At 65.1% G+C, this 20,491-nt stretch carries 17 protein-coding genes; 4 read left to right on the top strand and 13 right to left on the bottom strand.

The window, feature by feature from the left end; translation table 11 throughout:
- Positions 1-20: 20 nt before the first annotated feature.
- The 4 genes from LWC34_RS51330 to LWC34_RS51315 form a co-directional block, all read right to left on the bottom strand.
- Positions 21-842 carry an SWIM zinc finger family protein gene (locus tag LWC34_RS51330; protein WP_233733513.1) on the bottom strand — a complete coding sequence of 274 codons (822 nt, stop codon included), beginning with the start codon at positions 840-842 and terminating at the stop codon, positions 21-23.
- Entirely contained in the window at positions 843-3,779 is a 2,937-nt protein-coding gene (locus tag LWC34_RS51325) for a DEAD/DEAH box helicase (RefSeq protein WP_233733511.1), read from the bottom strand.
- 100 nt (positions 3,780-3,879) lie between these two features.
- Positions 3,880-4,758, bottom strand: a complete 879-nt coding sequence (locus LWC34_RS51320; RefSeq protein WP_233733509.1) for an SDR family NAD(P)-dependent oxidoreductase — start codon at positions 4,756-4,758, stop codon at positions 3,880-3,882.
- Between the two features lie 178 nt (positions 4,759-4,936).
- On the bottom strand, positions 4,937-5,665 hold the full coding sequence (locus tag LWC34_RS51315) for an SDR family oxidoreductase (RefSeq protein WP_233733507.1): 729 nt from the start codon (positions 5,663-5,665) through the stop codon (positions 4,937-4,939).
- A 145-nt stretch (positions 5,666-5,810) separates the two neighbouring features.
- On the opposite strand from LWC34_RS51315, the gene LWC34_RS51310 reads away from it, so the two are divergent.
- Positions 5,811-6,497 carry a TetR/AcrR family transcriptional regulator gene (locus LWC34_RS51310; RefSeq protein ID WP_233733505.1) on the top strand — a complete coding sequence of 229 codons (687 nt, stop codon included), beginning with the start codon at positions 5,811-5,813 and terminating at the stop codon, positions 6,495-6,497.
- 45 nt (positions 6,498-6,542) lie between these two features.
- On the top strand, positions 6,543-7,580 hold the full coding sequence (locus LWC34_RS51305) for a LacI family DNA-binding transcriptional regulator (RefSeq protein ID WP_233733503.1): 1,038 nt from the start codon (positions 6,543-6,545) through the stop codon (positions 7,578-7,580).
- A gap of 119 nt (positions 7,581-7,699) precedes the next feature.
- On the opposite strand, the gene LWC34_RS51300 is transcribed toward LWC34_RS51305, so the two are convergent.
- From LWC34_RS51300 to LWC34_RS51260, 9 genes are all read right to left on the bottom strand, one after another.
- Positions 7,700-9,952: an FtsX-like permease family protein gene (locus LWC34_RS51300; protein WP_233733501.1), complete on the bottom strand. Its 2,253-nt coding sequence runs from the start codon at positions 9,950-9,952 to the stop codon at positions 7,700-7,702.
- Positions 9,949-10,626 (bottom strand): ABC transporter ATP-binding protein, encoded by a 678-nt coding sequence (locus tag LWC34_RS51295; RefSeq protein WP_233733499.1) that lies wholly within the window; start codon positions 10,624-10,626, stop codon positions 9,949-9,951. The genes LWC34_RS51300 and LWC34_RS51295 overlap by 4 nt, the downstream gene beginning before the upstream one ends.
- A 153-nt stretch (positions 10,627-10,779) precedes the next feature.
- A complete protein-coding gene (locus tag LWC34_RS51290) occupies positions 10,780-11,523 on the bottom strand; it encodes a carbonic anhydrase family protein (protein WP_233733498.1) in 744 nt (247 codons plus the stop codon).
- 297 nt (positions 11,524-11,820) lie between these two features.
- Positions 11,821-12,960, bottom strand: coding sequence for a glycoside hydrolase family 88/105 protein (locus tag LWC34_RS51285; RefSeq protein WP_308200281.1), 1,140 nt, complete (start codon positions 12,958-12,960; stop codon positions 11,821-11,823).
- A gap of 186 nt (positions 12,961-13,146) precedes the next feature.
- On the bottom strand, positions 13,147-14,691 hold the full coding sequence (locus tag LWC34_RS51280) for a cellulose binding domain-containing protein (protein WP_233733497.1): 1,545 nt from the start codon (positions 14,689-14,691) through the stop codon (positions 13,147-13,149).
- A gap of 108 nt (positions 14,692-14,799) precedes the next feature.
- On the bottom strand, positions 14,800-15,663 hold the full coding sequence (locus LWC34_RS51275) for a hypothetical protein (protein WP_233733496.1): 864 nt from the start codon (positions 15,661-15,663) through the stop codon (positions 14,800-14,802).
- The gene (locus LWC34_RS51270; RefSeq protein ID WP_233733495.1) at positions 15,660-16,481 is read right to left on the bottom strand and encodes a carbohydrate ABC transporter permease; all 822 of its coding nucleotides are present in this window, start codon (positions 16,479-16,481) and stop codon (positions 15,660-15,662) included. The genes LWC34_RS51275 and LWC34_RS51270 overlap by 4 nt, the downstream gene beginning before the upstream one ends.
- Entirely contained in the window at positions 16,481-17,404 is a 924-nt protein-coding gene (locus tag LWC34_RS51265) for a carbohydrate ABC transporter permease (protein WP_233733494.1), read from the bottom strand. Before LWC34_RS51265 ends, LWC34_RS51270 begins: the two co-directional genes overlap by 1 nt.
- A gap of 1 nt (position 17,405) precedes the next feature.
- Entirely contained in the window at positions 17,406-18,689 is a 1,284-nt protein-coding gene (locus LWC34_RS51260) for an ABC transporter substrate-binding protein (RefSeq protein ID WP_233733493.1), read from the bottom strand.
- A 114-nt stretch (positions 18,690-18,803) separates the two neighbouring features.
- Here LWC34_RS51260 and LWC34_RS51255 point away from each other — a divergent pair, with 114 nt between their 5' ends.
- Both LWC34_RS51255 and LWC34_RS51250 read left to right on the top strand, forming a co-directional pair.
- Positions 18,804-19,532 carry a FadR/GntR family transcriptional regulator gene (locus tag LWC34_RS51255; RefSeq protein WP_233733492.1) on the top strand — a complete coding sequence of 243 codons (729 nt, stop codon included), beginning with the start codon at positions 18,804-18,806 and terminating at the stop codon, positions 19,530-19,532.
- Positions 19,533-19,707: 175 nt separating this feature from the next.
- Positions 19,708-20,487, top strand: a complete 780-nt coding sequence (locus LWC34_RS51250; protein ID WP_233733491.1) for an SGNH/GDSL hydrolase family protein — start codon at positions 19,708-19,710, stop codon at positions 20,485-20,487.
- The last annotated feature ends 4 nt before the right edge of the window (positions 20,488-20,491 follow it).

The following is a 20,491-nucleotide window of genomic DNA, read 5'->3' as shown; positions in this document are numbered from 1 at the left end:
GCATCCCATTCCCCGCATAGTTACTCCTGCGGGATGTCGTCCGGTCGCTGGAACCGCTGGTACAGCGGGGTGAGCACGTCGATGAGCGGCTCGCCGCCCACTTCGATCGCGGGCGCGTCGACCCGGAGCAACACCAGGTCGGCGTCCTGTGGTTCGGGCTCCGGGGGCAGCGTGCCTACGGTGAAGAAGTTCTCCAGATTCAGTTCCGGCGCCGGGTGGTCCGGGGCTTCTTCGACACGGTTCTTGCGGAGTTTGCCCAGCAGCTCTGACTTCGAGCGGCCGCGCCATTCGAAGATCAGGAACGGGTCATCGTCGAACCGTTCTCCCAGCAGGAAACACACGGCGGCGACGTGCTTGCACGGCACCGCCCAGTCTGGGCAGCTGCAGTGCATTGGCAGGTCACGGGCGGCGGCTGGGAACAGCGGGACGTCGAGTTCGGCGAAGACTTCTTCGATCTCCGGCGGCATCTCCCCAGCCAGCAGTTTCGCCGCGAACAAGGCTTTGCTCGCCAGTTTTTCGGTTACCTTGTCCCATTGCTCGCCGGTCAGCGGCTTTGAGATCAGCTTGACTGTGTACGGCTGTGGGCGGGAACCCTGTACCTTTGCGATGACCTTGCCGGATGAGATGTTCAGCGACATCACCTGTCCGGCGCGCGCGTAGTTCTTTCCCCGGCTCATCCGCCCACCGAGCTGCAGTTCTTCCAGCACCGTGATGAATCGCTGTGACCACCAGCTGGTGGCGATCTTGCCTCTGGTCCGGCGCGCTTTGATGCCGTTCTCGACCTTGATCGGGCCGGTCGACGGGTTGTCCTGCCACCAGTTCGGGTCCGGTTTGGAAGGCATTTACGCCGCCTCCCCGATCGCGTCGGGCGCCAGCTCGAACATTTCGCGCAGCGCGTCCGTCGACAGCTCGGTCAGCCAGTCCTCCCCTGACCCCACGACCATCTCGGCCAGGGCTTTCTTGCTGCGGATCATCGCGTCGATGCGGTCTTCGACCGTGCCTGCGCAGAGGAATTTGCGGACCTGGACGTTGCGCAGCTGGCCGATTCGGAACGCGCGGTCGGTGGCCTGGTCCTCCACCGCCGGGTTCCACCAGCGGTCGACGTGCACGACATGGCTCGCGGCGGTGAGGTTCAGGCCGACGCCACCGGCTTTCAGTGACAGTACGAAGATCGGCGGTCCCGCGTCGGACTGGAAGCGTTCGACCATCGCGTCGCGCTGGGATTTGGTCACGCCGCCGTGCAGGAAAAACACCGGTTGCTCGAACTTGGCTGTCAGGTGGGCTCGCAGCATCTCACCGAATTCGGCGAACTGCGTGAAGCACAGTACTTTGTCCCCTTCGGACAGTGCTTCGTCGAGGATCTCCTCGAGCCTGGTCAGTTTCCCAGACCTACCTGGCATTCGTGAGCCGTCTTTGAGCAGGTGCGCCGGGTGGTTGCAGACCTGCTTGAGCCTGGACAACGTGGACAGCACGAGGCCGCGGCGTTCGATGCCCTCGCTGTTCTCGATGCGTTCCATCATGTCGGCGACAACGGCTTGGTAGAGCGATCCCTGTTCGGCGGTGAGCTGGCAGACCTCGGTCATCTCGATCTTGTCGGGCAGGTCCGAGATGATCTGCTTGTCGGTCTTGACTCGGCGCAGGATGAACGGCTGCGTCCGGCGGCGCAGCGCCGCGGTCACGGTTTCGCTCTTGTCCCGTTCGATCGGCACAGCGAACTTCGTGCGGAACGTACTGGCCGGTCCGAGCAGGCCGGGGTTCGCGAATTCCATCACCGACCACAGCTCGGCGAGCCGGTTCTCCACAGGCGTGCCGGTCAGCGCGATCCGGTGCGCCGCAGGCAACGCACGCACCGCACGGGCCTGCTTCGACCCGGAGTTCTTGATGTTCTGCGCCTCGTCCAGCACGACCCGGTGCCAGCCAAGCCCGGCCAGCTCCTCGTTCTCCCTGGACACGACGCCGTACGTGGTGATCACCAGGTCGGATTCGGCGACCTTGGCGGCCAGCTCTGTACCGCTGACGCGGCCGGAGCCGTGATGCACGTACACCTTCAGATCCGGCGTGAACCGGGCGGCTTCCCGCTGCCAGTTGCCGACGACAGACATGGGGCACACCAGCAGGTTCGGCTTGCTGCCCTCGGCGGCGATCAACGCGAGCAGCTGAACTGTCTTACCCAGTCCCATATCGTCGGCCAGACAGCCACCGAGACCCAGCCTGGACAGGAAACTCAGCCAGGCAAGGCCGCGTTCCTGGTAGGGGCGCAGGGTCGCGGTGAAGTTGTCCGGTGTGGACACTGGCGCCAGCTGGTCCTGGATGTGCCCGGCCAGCACGTCACCAAGCCAACCATCGGCGACGACATCGGTGACCGGGACATCCACGCCCTGCTCAGCCAGTACGGAATCGGCCTGAAGCAGGTCGCGGGCGGTCATCTCGCCTTCGCCCGCCTGCTCGAGGAACGTCAGCGCGCGCCTGAGCCTGGCGTTGTCGAGCTCGACCCATTTACCGCGCAGGCGTACCAACGGCGCCTTGGCTTTGGCCAGCTCGGCGATCTCGTCGTCAGTCAGCTCTTCTTCGCCGACCGCGAGTTTCCATTGGTAGTTCAGGATTTCGTCGAGCCCAAGGCCGCCGCTGACGACCGCGGTCTGTCCCTTGGCCGACGAACTGGCCTTGAGTTTCAGGCCGAGGTCAGGGGCGCGTTGCAACGCCGACGGCAGCTGTATGCCGAATCCGGCCAGCGACAAGGCGTTCGCCGACTGCCGCAGGAACCGGTACGCCCCTTCCGGATCGGTCTTAAGCTCAGCCGGCGTGCTGACGCGCAGAGCCGCGTCGAGCTCCGGGTAGACGCGACTCGCCCGCCCCAACCCGGCCAGCAGGACTTCCTCGGGGTGATTGGCATGCCGCGTCAGGAGTTTCGACGCTCCCGTGCCATGCCAGACGTCGTTGGCCGAGACCGTGAGGCTGGGATCGGCCGTGGGCTGCAAGAGGAATTCGACGCGCCAGTCGTCGCTGTTCTCGTCCGGCAGTGCAAGACGAAAGCATGTCCGCAGTGGACCCGCGGGTGGGGCGGCTGAGCGGTGCCATTCCTTGAGCTTGCCGCTGAGCCAGCCCAGATCCCCTTCGACACGGGCGTCCGGCGTGGTCAACGCCCGCAGCCACTGCTCCGCGATGGAAGGTTCGGCGCCGAGCTGAATCTCGTCGAGGCGGCCCCGTGCCGTGGCGTCCGCGAACGAGGTGAGCACATGGGGCAGCAGATCGGCGGCTTCGGCTCGCAGGACCGATGGCATCGCTTGGTTCAGCGCCCTCGTGTGGTCGGCGTCCTCGCCGATCAGCTGCGGGATCCACCGGGCCCGCCCCTCGAGAAGCCCCGGCAGCACCTGCCCCCGATCAACCAGGCTCTTGGCGTACCGCGCCACCGCGGCCATCCACCGCCACGAACCACTCGGTGTCTCCGGCGGATCAGGCAACACCTGCAAGGCTTCGTCGGGCGTCAGCGCCAACGCGTTCACGGTCCACGGCGCCAGCTTCAGCTTCTTGGTCGTATCGGCCGTGGGCCGGACCAGCTCGGGCGCGGCGACCGGTCCCGTGCTCGACGACGGCAGTTCGAGCGTGTAGGCGAACTCGGTGCCGACATCGAAGACCTTCCGCATGGTCTCCGCTGAGGCACCGAACGGGTGCATCTTCGGCTTCTTCCCCACCCGGACAGCCGAAGCGGGCACGGTCGCGTCCTCCGCCCATACGCACACGCCGCTGGTGGGGGACCAGGCAGCGTGTACGACGAGCATGCGAAGGACGATATAGGTGACCCCCGACAGTTTTGAATTGCCCCCGGTCAAAGCTCGTGAGTGGTTAGCAGAGTTAGAACTCGTCCAACCACTCACGAGGTCAGTGCACTGGGGTTAGCAGCTCCGGGTAGCCGATGCGACGGTAGAACTGCTGGCGGACCGCGTCTCCGACGGCGTTGACCAGTTCAGCGCCGTCCTCGGAAGGGTCGATGTGGACGCGGAATGGACGCTGTCCCTTCTCCAGGCCGACCACGCGCACGATCTCGCGGGCGACGTCGGCGGGGTCGGCGTCCGGCGGCAGCAGGTCCGCGAGCCGCCGTGCCACCTCTTCGGAGAACCCTGCGTACTTCTCGTCGTAGGCGGCCGCGACCTCTTCATCGGCCGCGTAGCCCGCGTTGGCGAAGTGGTTCGTGCCACGAGTGAAGGCGCCAGGCACGATGATCGTCGAATCGACGCCGAACCGGGTCAGCTCGGTCGCGTAGCTTACGGCGAGGGCGTCCATGGCTGCCTTCGCGGCGAAGTATGGGGCGAGGAACGGCGGCGTGCCGCCGCGCGTGCTGGACGAACCAACCCAGACAACCAGGCCGTCACGTTGCTTACGCAGCTGTGGCAACGCGGCACGGTTGAGTCGTTGTGTCGACAGGACGTTGGTGTCGTAGGCGCTGGCGTACTGGTCCGGCGTGAACGCTTCGGCAGCACCGAGCACCATGTGACCGGCGTTGTGCACGATCACGTCCAGGCGGCCTTCGTTGGCGACGACCTCAGAGACTGCCGCGTCGACCGAACGCTGGTCCAGCACGTCCATCTCGACTGGGCGCAGGCGGTCGCTGTATGCCCTGGCCTCGGCGGCCGCGATGGCGTTGCGGCCCCCGACGTTCCGCATTCCGGCGTAGACGGTGTGGCCCGCGTCCACGAGGGCACGGGCGGTTAAGGCACCGAAGCCGCTTGAAGCACCGGAGATGATGACGATCTTCGACATGATCTTGTTCCTAACAATGCGATGGGGATAGCAAGCTGGTCTGGGAAGGGGCCGGCCATGGGGTTATCAGTGATGGCCTGGGTGCAAGCCATGGACCGATCGGAATAGCAGGCTGACCGTGAAGGCCGACCAGGGCTGGCCCGGTGCGCTGCCGGGCCAGGAGCCCAGTACCAGCCGATCAGGCGACGACGCCGCCGTTGGTGTAGATGACCTGGCCGTTGATCCAACGGGCCGGACCGGCGAGGAACGACACGACCTCGGCGACGTCCTCAGGCTGGCCGAGCCGCTCAAGCGGAGCTGCCTTGGTCGCCGCGTCGATGACCGACTGCGGCTTGCCGGTGAAGTACAGCGGGGTCGCGGTCGGGCCAGGGGCCACCGCGTTGACCGTGACGTTGCGGCCGCGCATCTCCTTGGCCAGGATCAGCGTCATCCCGTCGACGGCGCCCTTGCTTGCCGCATAGGCCGTGTAGCCGGGGACGGCGATCTTGGTAACCGAGGTCGAGAAGTTGATGATCGCGCCGCCTTCGCGAACGCGCCGCGCGGCCTGCTGCGAGACCACGAACGTGCCGCGGATGTTGGTGCGGTGCACGCGGTCCAGGTCTTCGAGCTTCAGGTCGACCAGCGGCGCGAGCGGCATGATGCCCGCGGTGTTCACGACCACGTCCACGCCGCCGTACAGGCGCTCGACCTCGTCGAACAGGGCGCTGATCTGGGTCTCGTCGGCGACGTCGGCCTGGAAGGTGCTTGCCGTCCCGCCCGCCTTCACGATGCCTTCGACGATCTCGTCGGCGGCGACCTTGTTACCTGAGTAGTGCACCAGAACAGTCATGCCGTCCTTGGCCAGCCGCTCCGCGACCTCGCGGCCGATTCCGCCAGAAGCACCGGTGACGATGGCAACCCGAGTCATTTTCTTCTCCTTGTTAGCGCCGTTCCGCTCTGTTGTTAGCAACGCTACGGCATGGATCGTAGCGGCGCTACCCCCAAACCCGTATCAACACTATGACGTAGGTAACATCGCTAACAATCTCGCGTATCACTGCTACGCTCTACGCATGGAGGATCTACGGACACGCATGCTGGAAGCGGCTGCGGAACTACTGGACTCCTCACCTGACCGGGACATCTCCACGCGTGCGGTCTGTGAGGCGGTCGGCGTCGGCGCACCTGTGCTGTACCGGCTGTTCGGCGACAAAAGCGGGCTGCTGAGCGCGGTCGTCGACCACGGCTTCGAGCAGTACCTGTCGATCAAGCGGGTGGCCGAGCCCTCGGACGACCCCGTGGTCGACGTGATGAACGGGTGGGACAACCACATGGCGTTCGCACGAGAGCACCCCACGGTCTACCGAATGATGTACTCCCCTGCGCTGAGTGCGGTTCCCAAAGCCGCGCAGGAGGCCTTGGATCTGCTGCGCCAACTGCTGGAACGCTGTGCAGAGGCCGGACGGCTGCGCATTCCTACTGAAGCCGCCGCGCAGATGGTCATGACCGCGAGCGTTGGCGTGGCATTGAGCCTGGTCACACAGCCGGAGGTGTACTCGGACAGCGAGCTCATCCGGCGTCAGCGGGACGCGGTGTTCTCGGCGATCTTCGTGGACAAGGAGCCAAAGCAAACCTCGTCGCTGGCGGCCAAGGCGCTGCAGCTCAAGGCCATCCTGGACGCCGACCCGGGCACCGAGCTGGTCGAGCCCGAGGTGAACCTGCTCAAGCACTGGCTTGAGCGGCTGGCCACAGCTGAATGAAAACGCTCTCGTAACGCCGGGCGTGGATGGTTGTAGAAATAGGGCATGAGCAAGCCGGCAGCTCGCACACCCACCCTCGAGGATGTCGCACGGGTCGCCGGCGTGTCCCGGGCGACCGTGTCCAGAGTGATCAACGGTATCCGCAACGTGGACACCGAGATCCAGGAAGCGGTCCGCAAAGCCATCCAGTCGACCGGGTACACGCCCAACCAGGCGGCCCGGTCGCTGGTGACGCGCCGCGCGGGCACGATCGTCCTGGTCATGGCGGGTGCGCCGGGCCAGGGCGAGGAGTTCGCGACCCAGGTGTTCGCCGACCCGTTCTTCGGCCGGGTGGCCGGTGGCGTGGTCAGTTTCCTGCGTAACCAGGGCATTCACCCGGTGTTGATGCTGGCCGAGACGGACAAGGCCCGTGCCGAGGTGGTCGATTTCCTCAAGCGCGGCAACGCGGATGGGGCTTTGCTCGTCTCCACGCATCCCGAAGACCCACTCCCCCGGCTGCTGACCGATGCTGGGCTGGCCGCGGTGCTCTTCGCCCGCCCGGCGCGGCCGGTTCCGATCAGTTACGTGGACATGGCCCACCAAGCGGGCGCCGCGCTCGCGGCCGACCATCTGGTCGCCCGCGGGTGCACGCGAGTGGCCACGATTTGCGGCCCGCTGGACGTGCCCGCGGCGCAGGACCGACTGTCCGGTTTCCAGGAAGCCATGGCACGACACGGTTTTCCCTACATCCCGATCGCCGAAGGCAACTTCACGCAGGAAAGCGGCGAAGCGGCCATGTCCCGGCTGCTGTCCGAACACCCGGACCTCGACGGCGTGTTCGCGGCCAACGACCTGATGGCACATGGGGCTTTGCTCGTGCTGCAGAAGAACGGCCGTCAGGCCCCGGATGACGTGGCCCTGATCGGCTTCGACAACAGCGGGCCCGCGCTGACCTCACGGCCGCAGCTGACCACGGTCGTCCAGCCGCTTGAGGAAATGGCGGCCGAGATGGCCAGGATCCTGTTGGAACAGATCGAATCCCCGGAGCAGGCGCCACGGTCGGTCATCTTCGACCCGACGCTGATCATCAGAGAGTCGGCATAGGAGAAAGGGAGTCGGCACAGCAGAAGCGGATCCGAGCCGATCAGCCATGACTCCGGCGAAGGAAAGACGCCGGAGGAAGCCCCGATAACTTCCCCCGGCGTCATGGCGATGGCGGCTTTCTATTCGTCCGAATAGTCCCTTGCCGAGACCCGGCGGAGTACAGGTCCGCAAGCGGCGGCGGCCATCAGAGCAACGACGATTCCCAGCACGACCGGCGTGAGAATCCATGGATTGAGCGAGACTTCGCCCTTGATCAGGGTCAGCAACCCCGAGCCGACCAGTACTCCGGCGGTCCCCGCGCCCAGCGTGGCGACCAGCGCGGGCAGCATCGCCTCCCGGCGCAAAGCCTTGGTCAGCACGCTGACCGGGGTACCTGCCGCGATCAGCGCCCCGAACGTCCGGCGCCGGTCCACGACCGAGCCCGCCGCGGCGACAGCGGCACTGATCCCGCCCAGCACGGTGGCGATGCTCAACCCGAGCAGCGTCGCCCGTCGAAGGTCGCCCGACAGGGTGTCTGCCCGCGAGTCGTACCTTTCGTTGCTGTACAACGAAATCCCGGGCAGGTTACGGACCAGGACCGTGTGCACGACCTCCCGGTTGGCCGGTGACGTCACCACGGCGACAGTCCCGGTCGCGTCCGGCCGGTCCCCGAAGACCGCTGGGTCCATCAGGATTCCGTACCACCCGCTGGGGTTGTACTCCTGAACCGAAACACCCTGCGGCAGCGGGAGGTAATCGCCTGTCTTGCTGGTGTAGGACTGGTACTCCAGGCGGGACGGGTCGAGCGCGGTTCCGCGTGGCAGGTAGATCGCCGGTCCCGGACGGCAGCCGTCGATCTTCGCACCCAGCACCTGGGCGGCGTCCGAGCAGCCGAGCACGAGGCCGGACATCGACCTGTCCTTGTCACTGTTGCTACGGAAGCTGCCTTCACCGATCTCGATCACCGGCGCGTTGACACCGCGCGCGGTGAGGTCGGCCTTCACGTCGTCGATCTGGTCCTTCGTGTGCCCGGAGCCTTCAGCGACGAACACGCCGTCACGCCATTTCCCTGAGCTGTAACCGATCTGGGCTTCCACGCTCGGGAACATGGCCAGCGCCATCGATCCAGCGAAGACCGCGAGCACAACACCGGCGGACGCACGGAAAGCGGCCTTCGGATCGTCCATCAGCCTGCGCCCGGCCAGGAGTGTGGCAGGCGATCGCCAGCGGTGCGTGAAGATCCGGCCGATCGCCGAAGTCACGAGCGGACCAACGAACACCAGCGACACAGCCACCGCGGCGAGTCCGATGAGGACGAAGAACATCCCGCTGTCGCCCCGGCTGTTCTGGGCCGCACCGATCGCGACGACGAACGCCACGGCGGCACCGACGAGCCAGAGCAACCGTGCCACGTTGGGCTGACGCTTGTTCTGCTGCTGCGCGGCACCCAACGGCCGGTTCACCACGCGCCGCAACCCGAAGACCGCGGCACCAACCACCAGAAGTGGCGCCAGCACAAGCACTCCGGCGATCAGCAGGCCGGACGGTGTCCAGTCCGACGGATACCAGCCGCCGCCGTCCCACGGAATCAACGCGGTCAGTTCCCGCATCGGGAACGTAATAACCACACCGAGAACAGCGCCGATGATCGACGCGATCGCGGTCTCCGCCGCGGTCATGGCCACGACTTGCTGAGGGGTTGCCCCGGCGAGCCGCAACGCAGCCAGTCGACGCTCCCTGCGAGCCGCGGTCAGCCGTGCCGCCGATGCCACGAGCACAAGGCATGGCGCGATCAGCACGACAATGCCGATCTGGCTGAGGAAAACGAGCATCGGATTCACTTCGCCAACCACACCGGACGACGTCAGCCCCGCACGCGGTGACGCGTTGGGCATCTCGCTCGGATCGTGCCCGACCATCGCGACCAGCTCATCGGGGTACTTCAGCGCCTCGGGCCCGAACTGCCCGACGACCTTCCCCTTGAACCGGTCGGCCAACTGGTCGGCGGGCATGCTCGCGGCCAGTTTGGCCAGCGCGGGCGAGAGCACCACCTCGTCCGGTCCCGGCACCTTCGGGATCCCAGGCGCGACAGGCACGTTCGGCTTGAGCGCGGCCACGTCGAACCGTTCGATCCGTTGCGTGCCGACGTTGTCACGCGTGTTCGCGACCAGGACAGCAGCGTTGTCCTTGGACTGCTCGAACTGCTCCTGGCTGGAATACCCTTGGCTACGCCAGCTTTCCCGGTCGGCGCGTGACTGCAGGGCTCCCGGAACCGTTGCCAGCCACAGCACCAGTGTCACCCCGACCGCGACACCGATGGCAGTGAAGATGGCTGACGTACGGCTCCGGGAATCGCCCCGCAGTACCCGCAGTGCGAGCTGGACGGGGTTCACGCCGCCGCCCGCACAGCGATGAGGCCGTCACGCATCTCGATAACCCGCTGCGCCCGATTCGCAACAGAGATGTCGTGCGTCACGATGACGACGGCCGCGTTGGTCTCTTTGGCGACGGTCAGCAGGGCGCCGATCGTCTCCTCGCCGGTCTTGGTGTCCAGTGCACCGGTCGGCTCGTCCGCGAAGATCACCTGTGGCCGGTGGGCCAGCGCGCGGGCGATCGCCATCCGCTGCATCTGTCCACCGGACACCTCACCGGGCCTGCGGTTGGCAAGACCACCGAGGCCAAGCCGCACCAGCCACTCGCGTGCGGCGGCGATCCCCTGGTCGCGAGGGGTGCCCGCGAGCAGCATCGGCAGCGCCACGTTCTCCTCGGCGGTCAGCTCGGCGACCAGCATGCCGGACTGGAACACGAACCCGAACTGCGAGCGGCGCAGCTTGCTGCGCTCGGTCTCCGACAGCCGGGTAATCGCCTGGCGGCCGAGGAACACCTCGCCGCCGTCCGCGGGCAGGATCCCAGCGAGTACGTGCAGCAGGGTCGACTTCCCCGACCCGGACGGCCCCACGATGGCGACCACCTCGCCCGCCCCGATGGTGATGTCCACCCCGGCAAGCGCGGTCACGTCGCCGTAGCGTTTCACCACGCCACGTCCGGCCAGAATCGGCTCTGTCACCGTTTCTCCTCCTCGGCTGAAGTTCGAACGCCGAGGAGATTGCCGTGGCCAAGTGGGTCGCCGCTTCGGCCTCGAAGCCAGCGAAAACGATCAGCGCATCGGCCAGATGGCTGATGCGCTGATCAGTCAGTCGGTCACTCGAGTGATGCGGTACTAGATGTGCGGCACCGCGGTGACAACGCGGCCGTTGAGCGGCTGCACCTCACGGGAGTTGCCGTGCGGGAACATCTGCTGGAAACGGGTGATCGTGGCCTGCGTGACGGTCTTCTCGCCCATCAGGAACCACCGCACGCCCTCGCTGTACGGGAACGTGGTCAGCGAACCCATGTAGCGCAGCGTCGACTTGTCGTGCGGCAGCAGCGTGTTCAGGTCGATCTGGGAGAGGTGGACGTTGTCACCGCACTCCGGCGCGAGCTTGGCAAGCACCGTGTCCACAGTGGAGGCCGCGCCGACCTTCAGCGGGACACCGATGACCGCGAGCTGCTTGGTTGACACGTTCTCGTGCACGAGGTGCAGCTCGAGCGGGTAGCTGTGACCTGCGAACTTGTGCTCTGACGGGGTGTGGAAGTGGAACTGGAGCAACTTCCAGTCAGTTGCGTCCGACCCAAGCCTGATGTGCGGGTTGCCGGACTTGACCTCGGCCTTCTCACTCTCCTCGTGGTGCCGGACGTTGCACCCGTTGGGTTCCGCGGCGTCCTTCTGGTCGTAGTGCAGGTCGAGGTCCGAGCGGCCGTAGCTGATGTTCAGCTTGGCCGCGTGCGTGTCCAACCGCGGATGGACAACGTCGATCGGGCTCTCTTGTGGGAGCTTCGACTCCGCCGGTCCCGCGAAAGCGACGAGGCTCGCCGAAAGTGCTAAGGGGACCAGGATGGCGGCGGCTTTTCTGATTCGTGCCATATGCGTGATCTTGCAGATGACGCGAGATTGCCGACAACCTACTAAAGTTGGTTTTCGGACATAACGACGGTCACAGTGACGGCATTTTTAAGCCAGTGATATATGAAGAATTGCCCGTACGGGCACTTTGTCTCACGAATAACCGGGACGGTTCTGGCAGTTCACCTGCTGGTTCACGACTCCCGCTATTGATCCCGCCGGTGCACGTCGGTGAACTTTCCGTCGATTAATCCTGCCCCAACGGACGCACTGATCGAACACCGGCGGAATCCGGCCACACAATCGATAAAGGCCTGATCAGGGCACTCGAATGAGTTGCTCACTCATCACAAGGAACGCACCTAGACCATGGAAGTCATTGGTCTGCCGAGGCCTGTTGAAGTAGTAGTTCAAGTCACCGGGACTGGTACCGACCACGATCTCCCTGACGTTGGTACGACCGTCGCCGCCCAACGAGATGCGCTGCAGCACGCCTTGATACCCACGGTCGGCGACGGGCTTGAAGCTCGCGTCGATGTACCCGCGCTCGACCGCCCGCGAGATCATGTAGGTGAACATCGCCGAGGCAGACGTCTCGGTCCAGTTGCCAGCCGTGCTGCCACGGTCGACGACCTGGAACCAGCGGCCGCTGGCCGGGTCCTGGAACCGCTGGAAGCCGCCGGCGAGGTGCCGGATGATGTCGATCATCGCCTGCCGCCGGACGTGGTTGGCGGGCAACACTTCCAGGATGTCGATCGCGGCCATCGCGACCCAGCCGATCGCCCGTGCCCAGTGGAAGTCCGAGGCCCGGTCGGCGCCCGTGGCCCATCCTGATGACCCGTCGGCGTCGTATGCGTGGAACATCAGGCCGTTGCTGGACCGCAGGCGGTTGAAGTACGTGACCATGTTTTGGGTCGACTCGTCGAACCCGTAGGTCTGGTTGTACCGCTTGGCATAGTCGGCGATGAACGGCTGCGCCATGTAGACGCCGTCGGCCCAGAGCTGGCCGGTGTAACCGGTGTTGTGGATCATCCCGCCGTCCTGTGTACGCGGGTAGGTGTTGAACCGGTTGCGGATCTTGTCGGCCGCGGTCTTGTACCGCTGCTGGCCGGTTTCGGCGTGCAGGATCGGCAGCAGCACGCCCGGCCGCATGGCGTCGAGGTTGTTGAAGCTGTTGTTGATGTTGCCGTTGCCGTCGACGAACCGGTCCACCCATGACTTGATGTAGTTGAAGTACGCCTGGTTTCCGGTCCGCTTGTACACCAGGTACTGGCCGTAGAGGTATAGACCACGCGTGTAGTCCCAGCCGCCGAGCGTCGCGGGGGTGAACCGCGCCATCGTCGAGTTGACCAGTTCGACCGACCAGTCCGGTAGCGCGGCCGAGGCCGGGGAACCGAGTACTGGCAAGGAAACCATCGCGCCAGCGCCACCGAGCAGCACTGAACGTCGTGTGGGCACAGGGACCTCCGAGCAACGTTGCTGGCGGCGGAATCGGACATTCAGCAGTGAAGCACTGCACCGGTCAAGGCGTCAATTTCCCGTTCAGTGAAACAAAGTGACCCAGCGGGACAGGGACCGCCGGGCCACATTGGACCCTCGTGAGTGGTTATCCGTGTTCTAACACGGATAACCACTCACGAGGGCTTAGAAGCCAGCCGTTATCCGGCTGAACTCCCAGTCGGGTTGCGCGATCCCGCTGCAGTTGGCGACGACACCGCCACCTTGGCAACCGCGATCCCGGTTGACCGCCCAGAACGCGAGCCTGGCAAGGCCACGGTACTTGGCGTAGTCCCTGATCTGTGTCCACGTCTGGGTTGTCGTCATTTCTTGCTGGTCGGAAAGGCCGTTCATGCCGGAGATGCCCATATGCGCGTACGCCTGCGCGTCCGTCCAGCCGAACGTCGACTTCAGCTTGTTCTTCAGTCCCTCACTGGCGTTCTGGGTGTCCGCGCCGATGTTCGAGCTGCCGAAGTCGAACGGCATGATCGTGAAGATGTCGATGTTGGCGTTCAACGCCCGCGCCTGGTCGATCAGCCGGTTGCCGTAGAAGCTCGGCCCGCTTGTCGTGGTGCCGAACGTGACGATCGTCTGGATACCAGGGTTGTTCTGCTTGACGATCCGCAGTGCGTTGACGATCCGGTCGGCCACGACCGTGTTCTCGAACTCGTCGGTGTTCTCGATGTCGATGTCGATCGCCTTGAGGTTGTAGGCGTTGATCACCTGCTGGTAGGCACCGGCGAGCGCCTCGGGCGTCTGGCAGTTCGGGCCGAGCTTGTTGCCGCTCCAGCCACCGAAGGACGGCACAATATCGCCGCCCGCGGCCCGGATCTGCTGGATGGCCGAAGCGTCAGCGCTGCCCTGCAACGGCCGGTTGCCGTCCCACGCGGGCGCGCAGCCACCGCTGGACAGGATGAAAGCCATCGTGAACCACTTGACGCCGGTCGCGTTCATGACCGTCTGCGGGCCCGGCGGGTTGCCCCAACCCATGTAGAGGTAGGGCGCGCCGCGGCCGCCAACCGGCTGCGGGCATCCTGTGGTCGTTCCCGTGACCGGGCTGGATTTCCCTGATTCACCAAGGTTGTTGTACGCGGCCACGGTGTAAGTGCGGGACTGGCACGTGGTCAGGCCGGAGATGGTCGCACTGGTTCCGGCAACCGTGGCTCGCACGGTTGTGCCTTCGTAGACCCGATAGCCGGTGACGGTTCCTGTGGACGCGCCCCAAGCCAAGGAAATACTGGTGTTGGTCGTTGACGTGACAGTCGGGTTGCCGGGAATGCCTGGCGCGCCTGGGTTTGAGGGCCCGCTCGTGCACGAGTCGGCGTTGAGACGGCAGTTCTGGATGCCGCCGAAGTTGCCGGGGCTGCCGTTGAAGCCGAAGGACGCGCTCGCGCCGGCCGCGAGCGGACCGGCCCAGCCCGGCGGCCGGAATGTGTAGTGCTGGCCGCTGTTGGTCCGAACGGTGTCCCACGAAGAGGTGATCTGCGAGCCCGCTGGCAGGTCGAACTCGACCGTCCACGTGCTCAGGGCACTGCTACTCCCATTGGTGACAGTGATTTTTCCTTCGAAGCCACTGCCCCAATCGGACACTTTGACGAAGGTCGCGCTGAGCCCGTTGGCTGCGCTGCTGGTGGCAGCCGTTAAGAGGAAGATCGCCGCGATGGCCGCGACGAGTGCGGTGAAGGCACGCATGGGGATTGCTCCTCGCTGCTGGCAGGGTGACGAGCGGAGCAACCTGGCCACGCGCCATGACCGGGTGGTTCACGTACCTGAAAGTATTGGCATAGACCAATCTGGACGTCAAGCCTGGTGACGAAGGGTGACCGCCGTACGGCAGACGTCTACTACCGTTTTCGTCCCGTTCGCGCGAATCGCGGGGCTGTGGTGCTCAAGTTCGGCGTACCCGCCGTAGTGCCCGTCGTCCTCGAAGACCTGCAACGCGTCCCCTTGCGTTGCCGGATCCGCGCCGAGCGGATGATCGCAATAACGGCTCTGTGGCTGGACTTCCACGGCCCGTTCGATCGCCAGCGTGTCGGTCGTGTACCGCATCCATCCGGCGAAAACGTCTGGCCGGACACCGATCTTGCCCATCGTGTCGCCGGTCAGCTGGATCTGCGCGCGGTTGTCACCGACGGTGAACCGGTCAGGATCGACTGGCTTGAGGTAGTCGCGAAACGCCCACGGCCCAGCCAAGTCGACCTCGAGCACGCCGCCGGTCGGCACTTGCAGAACACTCCACGCGCTCAGCTCTTGCCCAGCGGGCCCGTCCTGGATCGTCAGTTCGGTCTGGACTTCGTAAGCCACTCGTTGCGCGTCGGCGTACCGCAGGTACACGTGCCGCGTGATGGCGACCTTCGTGCTGGTGCCATTTCGACGGTGGTGCAGAACGGGATTCGCGGTGAATTCGGCATGTCCCAGCTCGTCACGGACCGTGCGCCACTCCCCCGGATCGATTTCCGCGGGCACAATGTGTCCCGCCAGGTCATCGGGGTCGTCGGTGGCCCAGAACCAATCCCGTTCTGGCCCGAGCCAGAGCCGGTCGCCGCCGACGTTCCAACCTTCGGGGTGGGCCGCCGTCCAGAACGCGTCGTGGCCGCCGACCGAGACCTGCAGGACCCGGCCGGTCGCCACCTCTATCGAACCGCCTGCCCACGTCCAGATCACTTGACGGCTCCGACCGCCAGACCGGAGACGAAGTGCTTCTGGAACTTCAGGAAGACGGCGACCGTGGGGATCGCCGCGACCACCGAGCCCGCCGCGATCACGTTCCATACCGACACGTACTGTCCTTGCAGGGCAAGCAAAGCAGGCGTGACCGGCATGACGGTGTTGGTCTTCAGCACGGTGATCGCCCACAGCAGGTCGTTGAAGACCCAGGTGAACGCCAGCGCGCCGAGTGCGGCGAGCGCGGGACGGGCCAGCGGCAGGATGATCCGGAAGAAGACCTGCCAGGTGTTGGCGCCGTCGATCACCGCGGCCTGCTGGATCTCGCCGGGGATCGCCCGCATGAACCCGTACAGCACGAAGGTGTAGAAGCCGAGACCGAACCCGATCTGCACGACCATCAAGGCGATCAAAGTGTCGTAGATGCCGAGGACCTCGGACAACCGCGACACCGGGACCAGCAGGATCTGCGGCGGCAACAGGTTTCCGGCGAGCATGACCAGCAGAATCGTGCGCCGGTACGGGATGTCGTAGCGGCTCAACGCGAACGCCGCCATCGCACCGAGGAACAGCGTGATGATCACGGTCGGGATCGTCACGATCATGCTGTTGAGCATGGCGCGCGCCTCACCGCCCTCGGTCCATGCCGAGACGAACCCGTCGAACGTGAACGACCGCGGCAGGCTGCCGAGGCCGTTCGCGGCGATGTCGTCGAAGCTGCGGAACGCGGTGACCAGGACCAGCCCGATCGGCAGCAGCCACAGGATCGAGATACCACCGGCGAACAGGTGGAAGGTGGCCGTCTTGACGCGCTTCATCAGTCGGTCTCCTTGAACGCGCGCACCAGGTAGGCGACGATCACGCCGAACGCCAGCAAGAAGATCACGACCGCGAGCGCGGACGCGTAACCAAGCCGGAGCGTCTGGAACGCGGTCGAGTACATATAGGTACTGAGCAGTTCGGACGAATGGAACGGCCCGCCCTTGGTCAGCGACCAGACCACGTCGAACGACCGCAGCGAGTCGATCACGATCACCGACAGCACGACCGAGTTCACACTCTTCAGCTGTGGCAACGTGATGTTCGTGAACTTCTGCCACGCGGACGCACCGTCCATAGTGGCCGCCTCGTACAGCGTCGGATCGATTCCCTTGAGCCCGGCCAAGTACAGCACCATGACGTAACCGATCTGGCGCCACAGCGCGGGAACGATCACGGCGTACAGCGCGGTGTCCGGATCGGCCAGCCACGAATGCTGCCACGACTCGAGCCCGACCCAGCCGAGAACGTTGTTGATCAATCCGTCGGGCTGGTACATCCCTTGCCAGATCAAGGAAGTCGCGACGAGCGAGAACACAACCGGCGTGAACAACGCCGAACGGTAGAACCCGACACCACGACGTTCCTTGGCCAGCAGCATCGCCATCCCGAGCCCGGCGAGCGCGGACACGCCGCCGAACAGAACGAGCCAGATCACGGTGTGCCACAAGGCCGACAGGAACGTCGGGTCGGAGAACATCTCGACGTAATTGCCGAAGCCGACCGACACCGGTGCGGTGATGCCGTCCCAGCTCGTGAACGACAGGTACACGCCCTGGATGGCCGGCCAGAAGACAAAGAAACCCTCGACCGCCAGCGGCACAAGGACGAACGCGAGCAACAGCGGGGAAATCCGCTTACGGCGCCGGTTGTGGACAACCGGCGCCTTGACCTTCGGTCGCTGGGCGGTCAGGGTCGCCATGTCAGGAGGCCCACACCTTCTCTGCTGCCGACTGCCATTCGGACAGGATGCCGTCGACGTTGTTCGGCTGGTTGAAGAACTTGATCAGCGCGGTGTCCGCGGTCGGCTGTAGCGCGTCGCTGGAGTCCCTGTTGAAGAACTGGGTGATCTCCGCGGCGCTGTCGAGCAGCTTCTTGCCCTTGTCCACCAACGGCGAGCTGTTCGCCTTTGCGCCGGTGTTGACCGGCAGGACCGTGCTCGTCGAGGCCTTGGCGTACAGCTCCTGCGCCTCCGCGGTGGCCACGTAGGACAGGAACTCCTTGGTCTGCGCGACGTGCGAGGACCGGGCGCTGGCGAAGAACCCGTCCATCGGGCCTTCCTCGGCGACCGGGACGGCCGGGTCGATGATCGGGAACTGGAAGAAGTCGATGTCCGCGAGCTGGTCCTTCGGCGCGGAGTCGGCGAAGAACGTGCCGATCAGCATCATCGCGGTCCGGCCCTGCAGCAACGACGTGGTCGCGTCCTGGAACGGAATCGCGGTGCCCTGCGGGTCGAAGTACGGCAGAACCGTCTTCCACCGGTCGAACACGGCCTTGACCTGCGGATCGGTGAACTTGCGCTTCCCGGCGAGCAGCTCGCGGTGGTACGGCGCGCCGTTGATCCGGATGTTGAGGTAGTCGAACCACGCGGAGGCGACCCACGGAGTCGTGCCACCGGCTCCCATCCCGATCGGCGCGACGCCCTTGCTCTTGAGCGTCTCACACAGCGCGATGAAGCTGTTCCAGTCGGTCGGCGGCTGCACGCCCCACTCGGCGAACTTCGACTTCCGGTAGAACATGCCCCACCAGTAGTAACTGATCGGCACGATCACCTGCTTGCCGTCACCAGCCGTGCTCAACGTCTTCGCGGCATTGTTGTAGCCCTGGACGTTCTGCCAGACATCGCTGATGTCAAGCAGCAGCCCCTTGTCCGCATAGGACCGTGCGACCGAACCGACGTACCATGTGTACAGATCGGACGGTTGCTGCGAAGTAAGGTAACTCGGCAGCTGCGTCCGGTAGGTCTCGGACGCGATCGTGTTCAAAGTGGCCTGTGCGCCCTTGCGGGCGTTGAACGCGTCGACCAGTGCCTGCATGGCCGCCTTGGCCGCCGGTGCGGACAGATTGGACTCGATGGTGACTGCCCCACTCGTCTGCGCACCGCCGCCACCAGTGGCGGAAGTGGCACATCCCCCGAGCAATGTCGCCGCTCCCAGGGAGCCGAGACCGGCCAAGAACCCTCTGCGGCTGAAGCTGTCGTTGCTCATGGCGAGAGATTGCAAGCTTGTGACGCCCGTGTCAAGATAAATTACTAAATTATTATTGCAACGATCACCCATCGGCGCGAGATACTAGGTCCCACCACCTACGAGAGGACCACTGTGGCCGACTACCAGCTTCGCGGCGTCCATGGACAGACAGTGGCGGCGCTTGCCGGCCGCATCCTGTCCGGCGACCTGCCGGAAGGGGCGACGCTGGACCTGATGGCCCTGCGGGAAGAACTCGACGTCAGCCTGACCGCGCTGCGCGAGGCCCTCAAGGTCCTCTCGGCCAAGGGCCTTGTGGACGCCAGGCAGAAGCGTGGCACGTTCGTCCGCCCGAAGGCCTTCTGGAACATGTTCGACGTGGACGTGATGCGCTGGCGGTCAGCAGGGCCGCCGGACATGGACCTGCTGGAGAACCTGACCGAAGTTCGGTCCGTGATCGAGCCCGCGGCCGCCAGGATGGCCGCGGAACGGGCCACAGAGGACGATCTGTCGGACATGACGGCCGCGCTTGACCGGATGGCCGACGCCTCTGATGACGCGGTCGAGGCGGACTTGGAGTTCCACCGGGCCCTGTTCGGGGCGACGCACAACCAGTTGCTGATGGAGATGCAGCGAGTTCTCGCCAACGGCCTCGCCATGCGAGACAAAGTTGTGCACGGCGCCGAGGCTGATGATCCCGTTCCCAGTCACCGCAAGGTTTTGGACGCGATCAGGGAACGCGACGCTGTCGGCGCCGAGCGTGCCATGCGCGACTTGTTAGACAAGGCAAACGCGGACTTCGCCCGGATCGCCGAGGGTTCTCCGGACGAGTCCACCGCGAAGAAGCCGCGCCGCGCTGGGTGAGGGTCGTGAGTGGTTTCGCCGGTTCTAACCGGCTAAAACGCTCACGAGGGGCGGTGGGCAATAAGTAACCAGTCGTTCAGGCAATCGTTGAAATCTTCACCTGTTCAGTCCATTGAGGAACCCGGGCGATCCGATCAAGCTGGTCTTCCCTGCTTCGACGCTTGGAAGGGTCACCATGCGCCGATTGTCCTTGCTTTCCGTGCTTGTTCTCGGGTTGAGCCTGGTCGGTGTGCACACCGTGCAGGCCGCCGCCGGTACGTACAGCGCCCTCGGCGACTCGTACTCATCCGGAACCGGGTCACGTAGTTACTACTCCGACAGCGGTTCCTGCCAACGCTCCCCCTACGCGTATCCAGTGCTCGCCGCGCAACAAAAAGGGGCGACGCTGACGTTCACCGCGTGCTCCGGCGCGCGGATCGCGGACGTTCAGAACAACCAACTCGGCAGTCTCAACGCGAGCACCACATACGTAACGGTGTCAGCGGGCGGGAACGACGCCGGGTTCAGTTCCGTGATCACCCAGTGCGCCAAGCCATGGCCGACCACGTGCACCACGGAGATCAACAACGCCAACAACACCATCCGCAACACGATCCCTGGCAGGCTCGACGCGTTGTACAACGCCATTCGCAGCCGCGCTTCGAGTGCTCGGGTGATCGTGGTCGGCTATCCGCGGATCTTCAACGGCGAGGAATGCAACCTGCTCGCCAGGATCAGCCCGGGCGAGCAGGCCGAGCTCAACAAGAGCGCGGACCTGCTCGCCGGAGTGATCTCGGCACGGGCCGCCGCACACGGTTTCACCTTCGTGGACCCGCGTTCGGCGTTCACGGGTCACGCCGTGTGCGACGACACCGAGTGGATCAATGGACTATCCGATCCGATCTCGGAGTCCTACCATCCAAATCGGACAGGCCAGTCCGCTGGTTACACCCCGCTCGTCACCGCGAGAATGTAGCTGT

Origin of the sequence: Kibdelosporangium philippinense, assembly GCF_021390435.2 — a bacterium.
GTDB lineage: Bacteria > Actinomycetota > Actinomycetes > Mycobacteriales > Pseudonocardiaceae > Kibdelosporangium > Kibdelosporangium philippinense.
The sequence above is the reverse complement of the archived record's forward strand: the minus strand, read 5'-3'. Positions and strand labels throughout refer to the sequence as shown.